The 13,057-nt window shown below is 63.7% G+C and carries 11 protein-coding genes; 5 read left to right on the top strand and 6 right to left on the bottom strand.

The window, feature by feature from the left end; translation table 11 throughout:
* Positions 1-229: 229 nt before the first annotated feature.
* The 4 genes from AC0KXH_RS18990 to AC0KXH_RS18975 are packed head-to-tail and all read left to right on the top strand — an operon-like array spanning position 230 to position 7,363.
* On the top strand, positions 230-2,332 hold the full coding sequence (locus AC0KXH_RS18990; protein ID WP_488223880.1) for a type VI secretion system Vgr family protein: 2,103 nt from the start codon (positions 230-232) through the stop codon (positions 2,330-2,332).
* Entirely contained in the window at positions 2,329-3,198 is an 870-nt protein-coding gene (locus AC0KXH_RS18985; protein WP_200629507.1) for a DUF4123 domain-containing protein, read from the top strand. Before AC0KXH_RS18990 ends, AC0KXH_RS18985 begins: the two co-directional genes overlap by 4 nt.
* Positions 3,195-6,431: a toxin VasX gene (locus AC0KXH_RS18980; RefSeq protein WP_488223879.1), complete on the top strand. Its 3,237-nt coding sequence runs from the start codon at positions 3,195-3,197 to the stop codon at positions 6,429-6,431. Before AC0KXH_RS18985 ends, AC0KXH_RS18980 begins: the two co-directional genes overlap by 4 nt.
* On the top strand, positions 6,428-7,363 hold the full coding sequence (locus AC0KXH_RS18975) for a hypothetical protein (protein WP_312360314.1): 936 nt from the start codon (positions 6,428-6,430) through the stop codon (positions 7,361-7,363). The genes AC0KXH_RS18980 and AC0KXH_RS18975 overlap by 4 nt, the downstream gene beginning before the upstream one ends.
* 174 nt (positions 7,364-7,537) lie before the next feature.
* On the opposite strand, the gene AC0KXH_RS18970 is transcribed toward AC0KXH_RS18975, so the two are convergent.
* The 6 genes from AC0KXH_RS18970 to AC0KXH_RS18945 form a co-directional block, all read right to left on the bottom strand.
* Entirely contained in the window at positions 7,538-9,493 is a 1,956-nt protein-coding gene (locus AC0KXH_RS18970) for a DUF7844 domain-containing protein (protein WP_488223878.1), read from the bottom strand.
* Positions 9,490-9,810 carry a DUF2388 domain-containing protein gene (locus AC0KXH_RS18965; protein WP_041109397.1) on the bottom strand — a complete coding sequence of 107 codons (321 nt, stop codon included), beginning with the start codon at positions 9,808-9,810 and terminating at the stop codon, positions 9,490-9,492. The genes AC0KXH_RS18970 and AC0KXH_RS18965 overlap by 4 nt, the downstream gene beginning before the upstream one ends.
* 41 nt (positions 9,811-9,851) lie before the next feature.
* Positions 9,852-10,148: a DUF2388 domain-containing protein gene (locus AC0KXH_RS18960; RefSeq protein ID WP_041109399.1), complete on the bottom strand. Its 297-nt coding sequence runs from the start codon at positions 10,146-10,148 to the stop codon at positions 9,852-9,854.
* Between the two features lie 94 nt (positions 10,149-10,242).
* Positions 10,243-10,560, bottom strand: coding sequence for a DUF2388 domain-containing protein (locus AC0KXH_RS18955; RefSeq protein WP_041109401.1), 318 nt, complete (start codon positions 10,558-10,560; stop codon positions 10,243-10,245).
* Positions 10,561-10,649: 89 nt separating this feature from the next.
* Complete coding sequence (locus AC0KXH_RS18950) at positions 10,650-10,859, bottom strand: DUF1127 domain-containing protein (protein WP_488223877.1); 210 nt, start codon at positions 10,857-10,859, stop codon at positions 10,650-10,652.
* 169 nt (positions 10,860-11,028) lie between these two features.
* Positions 11,029-12,018 carry a YeiH family protein gene (locus AC0KXH_RS18945; protein ID WP_348692747.1) on the bottom strand — a complete coding sequence of 330 codons (990 nt, stop codon included), beginning with the start codon at positions 12,016-12,018 and terminating at the stop codon, positions 11,029-11,031.
* Between the two features lie 95 nt (positions 12,019-12,113).
* On the opposite strand from AC0KXH_RS18945, the gene AC0KXH_RS18940 reads away from it, so the two are divergent.
* On the top strand, positions 12,114-13,001 hold the full coding sequence (locus AC0KXH_RS18940; RefSeq protein WP_041109407.1) for a LysR family transcriptional regulator: 888 nt from the start codon (positions 12,114-12,116) through the stop codon (positions 12,999-13,001).
* Positions 13,002-13,057 lie beyond the last annotated feature (56 nt).

The following is a 13,057-nucleotide window of genomic DNA, read 5'->3' as shown; positions in this document are numbered from 1 at the left end:
TTTGCCCGTAGAAAACGTTCCGCTGGCGTAAAAAACAGCATTCAGCCACTCTGCTGCGCAGATTTCTGCCAGTACCGACCAAGCCCGCCGACATCTTGCGCGCATGCGAATGCGGTCACGAAATATCGTGCCTGTACCACGCAAACCTCGACCGGTACGCTCCTCCATCCCTGTTCCGCCGTAAAAAGCTGGCCGCTATCCGCTCAACGGACTGACGGAGGAACAAGGAATGTTCAACCCGGCCAACCAACCCCATTTCAGCCTGCAGCTGCCGGTCGCGCACGACCTGCAGGTGCTCGAATTCCGCGGCCGCGAGGCGCTCTCGACGCCCTTCGCCTTCGAGGTCGAACTGGTCAGCGAACGCCCCGACCTGGAGCTGGAAACGCTGCTGCACCAGCCGGCGTTTCTCGCCTTCGCCCCGGACGGTGGCGGCATTCACGGCCTGGTCCATCGCATCGCCCAGGGCGAGTCCGGCCAGCGCCTGACCCGTTATCGCCTGACGCTGGTGCCGCAGCTCGCCTACCTCGCCCACCGCAGCAACCAGCGCATCTTCCAGCATCTGACCGTGCCGCAGATCGTCGCCCGGGTGCTCGAGGAGCACGGCATCCTCGCTGGCGTCGGCCATCGCTTCGACCTCGGCCCGGTGGTCTATCCCGAACGCGAGTACTGCGTGCAGTACGACGAGAGCGACCTGCATTTCATCCAGCGCCTCTGCGAAGAAGAAGGCATCCACTATCACTTCCAGCACAGCGCCGACGGCCATATGCTGGTGTTTGGCGACGACCAGACGGTGTTTCCCACGCTGGCGCCAGTGGCTTACCAGCAGGATTCCGGGCTGGTCGCCGATCAGCCGGTCGTCAAGCGCTTCGGCCTGCGCCTGGAAACCCGTACCAGCCGCGTGACGCGGCGCGATTACGACTTCGAGAAACCGCGCCTGACCCTGGAAGCGGCATTTCAGAGCGACTTCCAGCCGGACCTGGAGGATTACGACTACCCCGGCCGCTTCGTCGACCGTAACCGCGGCAAGCACCTGGCCCAACGGGCGCTGGAAAGGCACCGCCACGACTACGAACGGGCCGAGGGTGAAAGTGACCAACCCTTGCTGGTCAGCGGTCACTTCCTCGAACTGACCGAGCATCCGAGGGCCGACTGGAACCAGCTCTGGCTGCTGGACGAGGTGCTCCACGAAGGCAAGCAGCCGCAGGTGCTGGAAGAGTCGATTACCAGCGCGCCCAACTTGCACAGTGCAACCCCCTCGCCCCGCCGGGGAGAGGGCTGGGGTGAGGGGACCCTGGCCGCCACCGAGTTCCACCAGGGTTACCGCAACCACTTCACCGTCACGCCCTGGACCGTTCCCCACCGCCCGGCCCTGCGCCATCCCAAACCGAAGGTGCTCGGCAGCCAGACCGCCGTCGTCACCGGACCTGCCGGCGAAGAGATCCACTGCGACGAGTACGGCCGGGTGAAGGTCCAGTTCCATTGGGATCGTCATGGCCAGGCCGACGACAAGACCAGCTGCTGGCTGCGCGTCAGCTCCAGCTGGGCCGGAGACCGCTATGGCGGCATCGCGATCCCGCGGGTCGGCATGGAAGTGCTGGTGACCTTCCTCGAAGGCGACCCCGACCAACCGCTGGTGACCGGCTGCCTGTACCACAAGGAGCACCAGGTCCCCTACGACCTGCCGGTCAACAAGACCCGTACGGTGTTCAAGACTCTGAGCAGCCCGGGTGGTGGCGGCTACAACGAACTGCGCATTGAAGACCGCAAGGGCCAGGAACAGATCTACATCCACGCCCAGCGCGACTGGGACGAGAACATCGAACACGACCAGAAGATCCGCGTCGGCCACGAACGCCACGACACCGTCGAAGCCAACAGCTATAGCGAATTCAAGGCCGAGGAACACCGCACCACCCACGCCGACCGCAAGACCGAAGTCCGCGCCAATGACCACCTCACCGTGGGCAACAGCCAGCACCTGAAGATCGGCACCGGCCAGTTCATCGAGGCGGGCAATGAAATCCACGTCTCCAGCGGCCTCAAGGTCGTGCTCGAAGCCGGCAGCGAACTGACCTTCAAGGCTGGTGGCAGTTTTATCAAACTCGATGCCAGCGGCATCACCATGGTGGGGCCTTTGATCAGGATGAACTCGGGTGGAAGTCCGGGAAAGGGATCAGCCGCGGCGCCAATATTGCCGGGGCAGGTGAGGGCGGCGGATGCGGATAAGGCAGGGCAGTTGTTGATTCAGGCGCAGAAACAGGCGTTGCAACAGGCGGCGCGTACTGCCCTGCCGATCTGTGAGATCTGTCAGCAGCTAGAGGCGAAGGTATGACGGCCCTATCGCTGATGAATAGCTATTTGCTGCTCGATGGCGCACAGATCGATGGACTGGCCGCCAAAATTTACGCCTTGGAAGAATCGCCCTTGCTTCATCTGCTTTACCAGCAAAGTGCCTATGAGGCGCTGGCCGAAGTTGGCCCGCTGCTGGTAGCGGTACGGCCGCACAGCGAACTTGCGCAGGTATTCCAGCAGGAGTGGCACGCAACGGCTGGTATCTGGCTCGAGTCCGACGCGAGCGAAGACGATCTGGTCGAGCACCTGCGCAGCTTGATTCATGTGCGCCTGGAAGGTGAACAAACGACCCTGTTCCGCTACCACGACCCACGCATCATGGCGTTATGGCTGGGCCCGCTGAATGCCGACGAACGCGATCCGTTGATGGGTCCGGTGCATCGTATTCGTCTACCGGCAGATTCTGGTGCGAAACTGACGCTGCTACGCGAGACCAAGCCGCAGACCTTTGCGCGCTATGACGACAAGCCTTGGCTGCGGTTTTCCCAAGGACAACTGGAACAGTTAAACCAGGCCAAGCACACCTGCTTCGATCAGCGTCTGCTGGCCCATTTGCAGCGTTTCTTCCCTGAATCGCTACAGGGCATGGATGCTGCCGCTCAGCATCAATTCGCCACCCTGTGTCGTCAAAGCGCGGCACGCTATGGCTATAGTGCGGCCGATGAAGTCGCCCGTTGGGCGGGCTTGCTGGCCGAGTTGGGCAGTGATTTTCCGCAGGCTCCCGAACACGACACTTATCGCCAACTGCTCGAGCAGCGTGATTTGTTGCCGGCAAAACGCCTGGACAACCTCATCGCCGAACTGCAATGCCAGTTGCTGCGCACCGACAAGGAGTCAGTCGCATGACCGCCCGAGCTCAGGATCGAGCGTTACGCCTGGCCCACGCCGACCAAGCCGCGCAGCAGGACTTCGAAAAGGACGACCTGTCCAGCCCCATGGCCAGCTGTCCGGCGCGCCAGGCCGAGGTTTTTATCGTTCCCGTACGCTATGCCCTGGCCGAACAGGCAGCCGCGCATGAGCGCTGCCGACCAGCGAGCAGAACCCAGAGCCATCCCATGGCCCTGCGCCGCTTGCGCCCCGGTTACCTTTATCTCTGGCACGACCAAGGGCCGCTGCGCCGCTTTGCCGTGGCCGCCGACGGTCAGTTGCTGGAGCAGGGGCTGGATGACGCCGCCAGCGACGTGGCCAGCGGACGCATCGCGGGCATCGCACTAAACAAACAACACGACGCCCTGTTGCTCTATACCGAAATCCCTTTGACCGCTGCCGTCCACCAGCGCCTTGCGGGCGAGCCGGACGAGCGTCGCGCCCGCATGCGCCGCATCAGCCTGACTCAAGTCGCGCGCACCCTTGAGGCCGACCATTGCCCGGCCTTGGATAGTGCCGAACAGGTCATGGCCGAACTGATGCCCGAGATTCGCGAGCGAGCCCTGTCTCACGACTACGCGCAGAACGGCGGCGCCTACCGCGAGGGTGTGAATACCCTCGGCAAGCAGATGATGGACGAACCCACCCCCGAGCGCATTCAAGCGTATGTCCACGCCCGTACCTGGTTGTACGAGCGCGAACAGGCCGCCGCCCGCCAGCCAGAGGCCGCCGAACATGCGCCAGGCGAATGGAGCGCGCAACCATGGGATGTGCCGGCAACGGATGCCTGGCTGGGCAAGGCGCGCAGCCAGGCCGGCGAGCTGCACGGGGTGTTTGCCAGCCTGGATGATGATCTGGGCGTATTGCGCGACCTGAATCATGAGCAAGGCATGGTCAATCAGCGCGAAGAAGACTGGGATCAGGTACATGCCCACAAAGGGATGATCGCCGGCTTTATCAACAGCCTGATCAGTGAAGACGGTGCAGAGCTAAGCAACCTGATCAACTACCGTTACCGCGATCGCGATATCCAGCTAACCCCGGAGCAGGGCGATATTCTGCTCAAGGCTAGGCGCGAACTCACCCCTTTGCTGGCCGAAGAGACCGAAGTCAATCAGCGCCAGCGCCACAGAATTGGCCATGCTGCCGCTGATGCTCGCATTGCTGATATTCATCGTCGTGAAGAAGTGGTTCTGGCGCCTACCCGGGAATTTATTCCGCTGGATCTGCACGGGCAGTTGCAAGGTGTGGTCATGGCCTACCAGGCCAATAAGGTCCACAACATGACTGACGCCAAAAGTAGCGCTCAGGTTGCTGACCGTGTGCAATTGGCAGCTATGCAGAAATGGATGGCCGAAGTGGCCGAGCCGCACCGCCAGTGGCTGTTTGCCCGCCGTGAGGTGCTTTATAAAGACATGTCCATCTACCTGGCGCGCCACGGGGGCGCGCTCTGGTATGCCGATTTCGACAACGGCGCACACTGCTCCTGGCTCAGTGAGCTCAGCCGCAACAGCCTGAGTGCCCTATGTAGCAGCGGACCCGGCACTCAGCTGGCCGTTAATCTGCTGCGCGCGCCTTCGGTTGAACAACCCTTCAGCTTGCTGGCCAGTGGTTTCAGCCCCTCATTGATGGACCTGGCGGACCGTGGCGCCGAGGTAGAAGCAGCCCTCACCAGCGCTAACCAGGCGGCTATTGGCCAACTGATTGGCAGCCTGGTGGTCAGTGGTAAATATGCCTGGCTCAGTGATCTCGGCGGCCCAAGCGGCGCAGACTGGGGGCAAGCGGTGTCGCGCTTGTCTGCGGCCTTTGCCGCGTTGGAGGCCGAGCACCTGGCCAGTAGCGCAGCTCCGAGCAATTTGATCCAGCGCTTCCCCGAGCCGCTACGAGGATTGGTGATGCTCGTAAGGCTGTGCTCGGACAGCGCTATCAAGGCCGGCAGCATGGGCTTTAGCCTAAGCGGTACGGTGGGGCAGCGTCTGTGGGACTGGGGCCGGCTTGCCGGGCAGAATCTGCAGAAAGGCCTGACCCCGGCTGTCACCGGTATCAAGAGCTTGAACACCCTGGGTGGCGTGCTGCCACTGGCGGCTCTGCTGCTGCATATGAACAACGTGCAGATACTTAATCAGCGCGACCAGGGGCGCGAGCATGATGAGGTGCGCAGCCGTGAACATCTGGCCGAAAACCTCAAGGTCGGTGCGGCGCTATCGGCTGTGATCGGCGCAGCGTGGGAGGCGACGGGTCGGGTTGAAATCAGCAAGTTCGGCGTTAAGGCTCCCATTGTAACGCTGTTTGGTTTCACTACTGGTGTGCTTTCATTCTTTGCCAGCGCTACTGACTTGACCAAGCTTTCTGCGGAAATGCAAAAAGACGGTGCTTACTGGACAGCCGACCATTGGGCAAGGCTGGGCCACGATAGCGCGGTATTGGGATTAATGAGCGCCCAAACCGGCCTGGGTGGCTATGCCACTTACATGGCGTTGACTGGGAAATGGACCACCGAGCAGGCGATCAAGTGGTTCACCTTGCGCATCGTGCCAGTGAACTGGCTACTGCTTATTATCGAAGGACTGTACCTGGCCTGGAACTATTTCAAGGACAGCGAGCTGCAAGCCTTTCTTGAGCAATGTTGCTGGGGGCAAAAGCGGCGCTGGGACGACAGCCCGGCGCAGCGCAGCGAGGAGCTGCAAACCCTGATTGACCTGCTGTTCAAGCCCAAGCTATTGGCCACCGCGAGCCTGCATAGCCGCCGGATTGGCCAAAGCGATCACAGCATCGTGATCGAGAGTCGTACCGACAGCCTGCAACTGTTTCTACCGGGGGCCAATCCCGAACGTACTCAGCTGTATGTAAAACTGGCGGCGTTCGACAACCGCAACACCCCCGCCGACTGTACCCGGCAATGGTTAGGCAATCTGGAAAGCCAATGGTTACCTATTCATCAGGGTATGGGCTTGCGCTTGAGTGGTGCACTGCCCAAGCGCGCCGACAGCCATTACTGGCAGCTTCAGGTTTTGTACCATAGCCCGTTGGCTATGCAGGCCGGCACACTCGGCCCGCAGCAAATGGTGGTCGGCGGCGGCATGGGTCTGCGCTATATCATCCGCGGCACTGCAGTCGTTGAGCATGCCTCCAATGACGGCCCCTTGCTTGTCGATAGCTTTAGCGCCGTGCCAGTGAGTCAAGAGCTGCTACACCCCAAGGAAAGTGAATGACCGAACAAGCCGGTGATACCAAGCAAGGCCTGCTCTGGAAACAGGAGCATCTGGCCCCATTGCCCATTCCAACAGGCCAGCCTGCCAGCGACCTGATGAATATCGTCTGGCGCAAAAATCAAGTGTTTCTGGATATCGGCAGTTTCGCTATGGGGGGGGGCTTTATCACGCTGCACTTAGGTACGTTCATATCTGTAATGATCGTTGCATACGTCGTCTCAACAGGCGATTACTGGGCTGCTCTCGCGTTATTTAGTGCTGGGGCAGGGCTTATGAGCACCCTCTGGTACTTCTTTATCAAACAGTGGCGCAAGCCCCTGATCCCACCGATTCGCTTTAATCGGCAGCGCCGTGAGGTCTGTATCACCGAACCCGATGGTAGCTACTGGTTTGTTCCCTGGGAGCGGGTACATGCCATTGCCCCCAGTGCGCTCAGCCTCAATACCGGCGGCGCCAGTCAGCACGGCAGCTTGCTGCTGTGGTTCCCGCTCAAGGGGCAAGAGCACGAAAATTACGCCCCCGACAAGCAAGGCTGGGTGCTGATGGTCAATGCCGGTGGCGGTATTTCCTCCATGGCGCAGTGGGAATGTATTCGCAGCTTTATGGAGGTGGGCCCGGAGGCAATACCCGAACCGCTAGAGAATATTTGTGGCTTGAGCCTAAAACAGATTTTTTGGCGCGAGTTCGACAAGTCCTGCCAGGAAAGAGGGCTGTTTCTCACGGTGGTTTGGGAAGTTGGCATCATGTTCCCCATATTCAACCCGATGGGGGCCCATTGGATAACGCGTAAAAAACTCGCTCATATCCCCGAGTTAACAGCGCCTGAAGTGATTGAGTGGTCCAAACCGTTACCGCCCGAGCAATGGGCCAAGCGCTCGCCTGAGTTGGAGCAAGCCATCGCAGAGCGAGAGGCGGCGCTGGCCACTGCATGACCACGCCCTCGCCAGTCACAGCGATAGGGGCTGCTCACGAGACCTCTTGATAACGCCAACATCGAGCTGCCTAGGTACTTTCATTACCAGCTGCGCAAGAACGATGTCTCTATTGACATCGGGAGAACATTTAAATGCCATAATTCTGGGCGTCGCTCACAGCGAAGGGCCCCGTCACGGCAACTCCAACCCACCCCCGACCTTATGCAGGATGCGCAGGTGTTTGCCAATCTGTGTGAGGTTGCTCTCGATCGCTTCGAGTTCCTCGCGGCGCTCATCGCCCAGCAGCAGGCGGACTTCCCGGTCGAGTTCTTCGCTCAGTTCGTTCAGCCGTAGCTGGCGTTCTTCGCTCTCGCGTTCCAGCCGGGTCCATTCGCTGGGCTGGGGCAGGCCGTAGCCATTGCCGTCGAGCAGTTCGGCCGGGCGGCTGAGGTAGCCGCTGCTGGCGAGGATTTCCTTCAGGGCGCTGTCGGCTCGCTCCAGGCTGGCGTCCTGACCACGCCCGCTAAGGTAGCGATTTTTCAGCTCGTCCTGAGCCAGCAGCAGGTGGCGGCGCAGGGCGGCCTGCTCCACCAGCAGCATCGCGGCCGCGGCCCGCAGGTCGGCTGAGTCGATCCAGCGGCTGCGTTCGCGTGCCGGCAGGGCCAGCCATTGTTCGACGTCCTGCTGCGTTAGCGCCAGGCGCTCGCGTAGCACGGCGAACATGGCCTGGTAGCGATCGCGGTAGGAGTCGAAGCGATAACCCAGGCGCAAGGCTTCGCGAGGATCTTCAAGCACGTTGGCGTCAGCAAGGCCGCGATGGATCAGCAGCTCCAGCAGTCCGTTGGGCAGGATGCTGTCCAGTGCGACCAGCTCGCTACGTGCCGTGCCGCTGCGCAGCAGCTTGAGCGTTTCCACCGCGCAATTGTTCGACAGGAAGTAGTAGTCGCCGTCATAGCTCCAGTGCAGTTCGGCGCTACGCGCGACGAGCTGGGCAATCTGCTTGCGGGTGAGCTTCAGCGGCACCGAGGCCAGGCCGCGCAGCTCGACCTTGGTGTATTCCTCGATGACTTGATCCAGCGGCAGAACGAACAGGCGTGATGGATAGACGCCTGTCAGCCCGTCCCAACTCGACAGCTGCACATCGTCGACAAAGGCGCGGAACGACAGCACCAGGTGCTGATCCAGGTCCAGCCGGCACTCCGGGCCGGGCACGCGCCCGGGCTTGCAAATCACCAGGCGCAGCATGCTGTGGCCCCAGCGGCTGACCCAGGCATCGTTGGCCTCGGCGAACAGGTAGTCGACCTGATAGACCCGCTCCGGGTCCAGGCGCAGCAGCGGCGTGCGGCCGAAGTCGCGGCCGGCATTGAGGATCGGATAGCCCGTCTCGCAGGGCTGGACCGTTGCCGGTTGCCAGCCGAAGTGCTCGCGGAAATAGCCATGCAGCGACGGGCGGCGGCAGGCATAGCTGGGGTCGAGGAGGAAGTATTCGAGATTTACCGCGACGAACTCGCGCGGGTTGCTCAGCTCGTAGCGGTCGGGGCTGCGGGCGATTTGCGCGTTGGTCTGTTCTCGCGCGCCGCGCCGGCCGACCTGCTGGGGCCAGCCGGCGAGGTCGAGCAGGCGAGGGTCGTCGCTCAGGGTAAAGCGGCGTGCGGTCTGGCCCCGGCAGCCGTCCCGCAACCCGACCAGGCCGAGGCCTGCGGCCTGCTGGCGACAGCGGGCCTGCTCCAGCGCCTGGTCGGCAGGCCAGAGGCGGGCGCGGTCATAGAGGTGGGCAATTTCGTGAATGACGGTGGCCAGCAGTTCCTGGCGTACCGTGCCATGCGGACGGTCGGTGGCCTGGTGCGCCGCGCTGCCGTCGGCGAGCGACGGCAGCAGGCGTCGATTGAGTTCCAGCACATCCGGCCCGGCGCGGCCATAAGTTGCGGAGTGGAGGCCATCGAGCCAGCGCACCTGCACCTGGCGGTCGAGGCTGGCGACCAGTCGCGGCGGCAGGGCGGCCACGGCTTCGTCCAGCAGTGCCGTGCTGGCGCTGCGTTCGGGCGGCCGCAGATCGGTTTCGTCGAGAATCAGCCGCAGCCCAGCCTGGGCAGCGTTGCTGGCGAGCGCCAGCAGGCTGACCAGCAGCCAGGCGCAGCGTCGTTTCACAGGGCGAGAATGGCTTCGGCCAGCTGCAGGTCGCTGGCCTCACGCGCTTCGGCGAAGCGCTCGCGCAGGCTACCGAAGGCCGCCTCCAGCTGGGCGCCACGAACCGCGCCGGCGCTGGCGACAAAGCTTGCGGCGTCGTCACGGGCTTCGCTGACCACCTTCATGTCGCGGATCGAGGTAGTGGTATCGGAGGTGAAGTCGATGCTGCGGTCCAGCGCTTTCACCACGATGTTGCTGGTGGCCACCAGGGTCTGGGCCTGGGCCGCGCCAGCGAGAAGGGCAATGGCCAGCGGGGCGGCTATCAGGAGTCGGTTCATGTCGATGATTCTCGGAGTTGGCGCCGGCCTCGGCCGGCGGGTCATTGGACGAGTATGGCCTGGGCCAGTTCCAGATCGCTGGCGTCCAGCTCAGGATGGGCGTGGCGTAGCTCGCGGATGGCGGCCTGCAGGCGTACACCGAGTCGTTGGCCGTTGCTGGCAACGAAGCTGGCGGCGTCTTCGCGGGCGGCGAGTATGAGCTTTCGGTCGAACGGGGCGCTGGTCAGGCGGCTGCTGACATAGCTGGTCTTGACCAGGGCGCCGGTGGTGGTTTCCAGCGCCTGGGCCGGGCCGGCCAGCAGGCAGGCCAAGGCAACGGGCAGGTAAAGCGATCGCATGGTACTTCCGGTACGGATTAATCCGGTCGCAAAGGCTAGCGAAACCCGACGGCCCCGGCCAGCCTAAGGGCTGCGGCCGCGGCGATCATGCGGCTCAACGGGCGAGGATTGCCTCGGCCAGTTCCAGATCGCTGCCGGTGAGCGCCGGCGCCTGGCTGCGGATATGCACGAGGGCCGCCTCCAGCCGGGCGCCGCGTTGCTCGCCCTGGCTGGCGACGAAGCGTGCTGCGTCCTCGCGCGCCTCGACCACCAGCTTGTCGTCACGTAGCGAGGACGTCATGTCGGAAGTCGCGTCCACGGTGTTGGTCACGCCGCCGACCACCATGTCGGTGGTGCCGGTGAAACTGGCCGCCGAGGCGGTACCGGCGGTCAGCAGGGTAGTGGCAAGCAGTAGGGGCAGGTGGCGTGGCATGGCGGTTCTCCTGTCTGGTTCGGCTCTGGACAGCCGGAGCGCCTCGGCGTTCCGTTACCGGAAGATTAGTTCCGCCCACGCGAGCCGAGCTAGCGCCAGAACGGCTTGTCCAGCTCGGCACTGCGCTCGCTGCGACTGATGCCGATATCGGCGAGCTGACGATCGTCCAGCTGCGCGAGTTGGCGCCGGGTACGCAGGCGCAGCCGCCAGAGGCGCAACAGCGGCAGCAGGTGCAGGCGGGCGCGCAAGCCAGTGGCGGGGCGAGCAAGCGTCTGCAGGCGGATGATGGCGCGTTCCATGGGGCGCTCCTTTCCCTCTTCGCAAGGGGGCTGTAGGGGGTCTACAGCTTCGCGCCTGCCACTGTTACGCAACAGTCACAGGGTCGTGCGCTTGTACCGGCACAGTGTCGCCCGAACGGCAAACTGTGCTGCTCTGGGCGTCGCCAACTGTGCTGCCGGTGGATGATCGTCAGCCGCCCAGCAGGCCGCGGATCGACAGCAGCCCGCCCCCGGTCAGCAGCAGGAACAGGCCCAGGGCGAGCAGAAATGGCCGCAACCCCAACGCAGCCAGCCGTTCCAGGCGGGTTTCATAGCCAAGAGCGGCCATCGCCATGGTCATGCCCAGCTGGCCGATGACGATGAGCGCGCTGTGCAGCTGGGGTGGCAGCTGGACGAGGCTGTTGAACAGCACCATGCCGAGAAAGCCCAGGGCGAACCAGGGAATCGTCAGCCGGCCCGGCTCGCCGCCCGTGTCGCGCGCAGCCCACCAGCGGCCTACGATCAGCAGGAACGGTACCAGCAGCATCACCCGGACGAGCTTGACGATCACCGCAGCATCGAGCGCGGCCGGGCCGACCGCATCGCCAGCTGCGACGACCTGCGCCACCTCGTGCACGGTGGCGCCGATGTAGATGCCGAACAGCCCCTCGTCGAGCCCGGTCAACGGGTAGAGCAGGGGATAGACCAGCATCGCCAGGCTGCCGAACAGCACCACCGTGGCCACTGCCATGGCGGTCGAAGCGGGCCGTGCACGGATGGTCGCCTCGGTGGCGAGCACGGCGGCCGCGCCGCAGATCGCGCTGCCGGCACAGGTCAGCAATGCCGTTTCGCGATCGAGCCCGAGCAGGCGGGTGCCGACCTGGTAACCGATCAGCATTACCGCTGCGACTACCAGCGCATCGAGCAGCAGGATGCGCGGGCCCAGGGCGGCGATCTGCTGCCAGGTCAGCGACAGGCCGAACAGCACGATGCCGCCGCGCAGCAGCCAGCGCGTGGAGAATTGCAGGCCCGCACGTGCACGGGTGGCCAGGGCGGTGCCGCCGGGCAGGTTGCCGGCGACGAAACCGAGCAACAGGGCGCAGACCAGCGGGCTGATGCCCAGGTCGTGGACGCCGGGCAGCTGGGTCAGGATGTAACCGGCGCCGGTCAGCGCCGCGCAGAGGATGAGGCCTTGCCACATGGTTGCTTGCTCCTGCTTGTGGTTCGCGCAGGCTAGGGGCAAGGTAGCGTCTTGTAAAAATGGTTATAACGATATAACTCAACGGAAAAACCGACATGCATCCCGCCGTCAGCTTTCGTCAATTGCAGGTCTTTGTGGCCGTCGCCCGCGGAGGCAGCCTGGCCGCCGCGGCGGACCGGCTCAACCTGTCGCAATCGGCGAGCAGCGGTTCGCTGGCCGAACTGGAGCGGCGCCTGGAGGTGCCGCTGTTCGATCGTTTCGGCAAGCGCCTGCAGCTCAGTGAGGCTGGGCGCCGGCTGCTGCCGCGTGCCGAGCGGTTGTTGGACGAGCTGGAGGCCTTCGTCGAAGCGGCACGCGAGCCCGATGGCGCACTGCACGGCGAGCTGACGCTGGTGGCCAGTGCGACCATCGGCACGCACCTGGTGCCCTCGCTGGTCGGGCGCTTCACCGAGCGCTATCCCGGTGCGGAAGTGACCACGCGGCTGCGCAACACGGGGGAAGTCATTGCCGACCTGCTGCATCTGGAGGCTGATCTCGGCCTGATCGAAGGTCCGTGCAACGACCCTCGGCTGAGTGCAGAGGTTTGGCGCGAGGACCGCATGCTGATCGTCTGTGCCCCGCAACATCGGTTGGCTGCGCGCGGCTACCTGAGCGACGAGGACCTTGCCGGCGAAGCCTGGATCCTGCGTGAACCGGGCTCCGGCTCGCGGGCGGTATTCGAGGCGGCTGCGCGCATGCGCACGCCACGGTTGCGGGTACGCATGGCGTTGAACCAGCATGAGGCGATCAAGCAGGCGGTGCGTGCGGGGCTCGGCCTGGGCTGCCTGTCGCAACTGTGCGTTGCCGAAGAGATCGCGCGCGGCGAACTGGTGGCATTGGCCAGCGACCTGCCGCTGAGTCGCAGCTTCTCGCTGGTCTGGCATCCGCAGCGCTACCGCAGCCCGCTGTGGCAGGCCTTCAAGGTATTTCTCGGCGAAGCCTGAGCGGACAAAAAGAAACCCCTCGCGGCGGCGCCGGGAGGGGTTTGCTGGTCCGGCCG

This window comes from Stutzerimonas sp. CXK-1 (genome assembly GCF_057738225.1).
This window is presented reverse-complemented; position numbering and strand designations above follow the sequence as displayed.

What these genes read in the sequence shown, in the direction of transcription:
- AC0KXH_RS18990 (WP_488223880.1), top strand. Translation starts at nt 230, where the DNA reads ATGTTCAACCCGGCCAACCAACCCCATTTCAGCCTGCAGCTGCCGGTC.
- AC0KXH_RS18985 (WP_200629507.1), top strand. Translation starts at nt 2,329, where the DNA reads ATGACGGCCCTATCGCTGATGAATAGCTATTTGCTGCTCGATGGCGCA.
- AC0KXH_RS18980 (WP_488223879.1), top strand. Translation starts at nt 3,195, where the DNA reads ATGACCGCCCGAGCTCAGGATCGAGCGTTACGCCTGGCCCACGCCGAC.
- AC0KXH_RS18975 (WP_312360314.1), top strand. Translation starts at nt 6,428, where the DNA reads ATGACCGAACAAGCCGGTGATACCAAGCAAGGCCTGCTCTGGAAACAG.
- AC0KXH_RS18965 (WP_041109397.1), bottom strand. Translation starts at nt 9,810, where the DNA reads ATGAACCGACTCCTGATAGCCGCCCCGCTGGCCATTGCCCTTCTCGCT.
- AC0KXH_RS18960 (WP_041109399.1), bottom strand. Translation starts at nt 10,148, where the DNA reads ATGCGATCGCTTTACCTGCCCGTTGCCTTGGCCTGCCTGCTGGCCGGC.
- AC0KXH_RS18955 (WP_041109401.1), bottom strand. Translation starts at nt 10,560, where the DNA reads ATGCCACGCCACCTGCCCCTACTGCTTGCCACTACCCTGCTGACCGCC.
- AC0KXH_RS18950 (WP_488223877.1), bottom strand. Translation starts at nt 10,859, where the DNA reads ATGGAACGCGCCATCATCCGCCTGCAGACGCTTGCTCGCCCCGCCACT.
- AC0KXH_RS18945 (WP_348692747.1), bottom strand. Translation starts at nt 12,018, where the DNA reads ATGTGGCAAGGCCTCATCCTCTGCGCGGCGCTGACCGGCGCCGGTTAC.
- AC0KXH_RS18940 (WP_041109407.1), top strand. Translation starts at nt 12,114, where the DNA reads ATGCATCCCGCCGTCAGCTTTCGTCAATTGCAGGTCTTTGTGGCCGTC.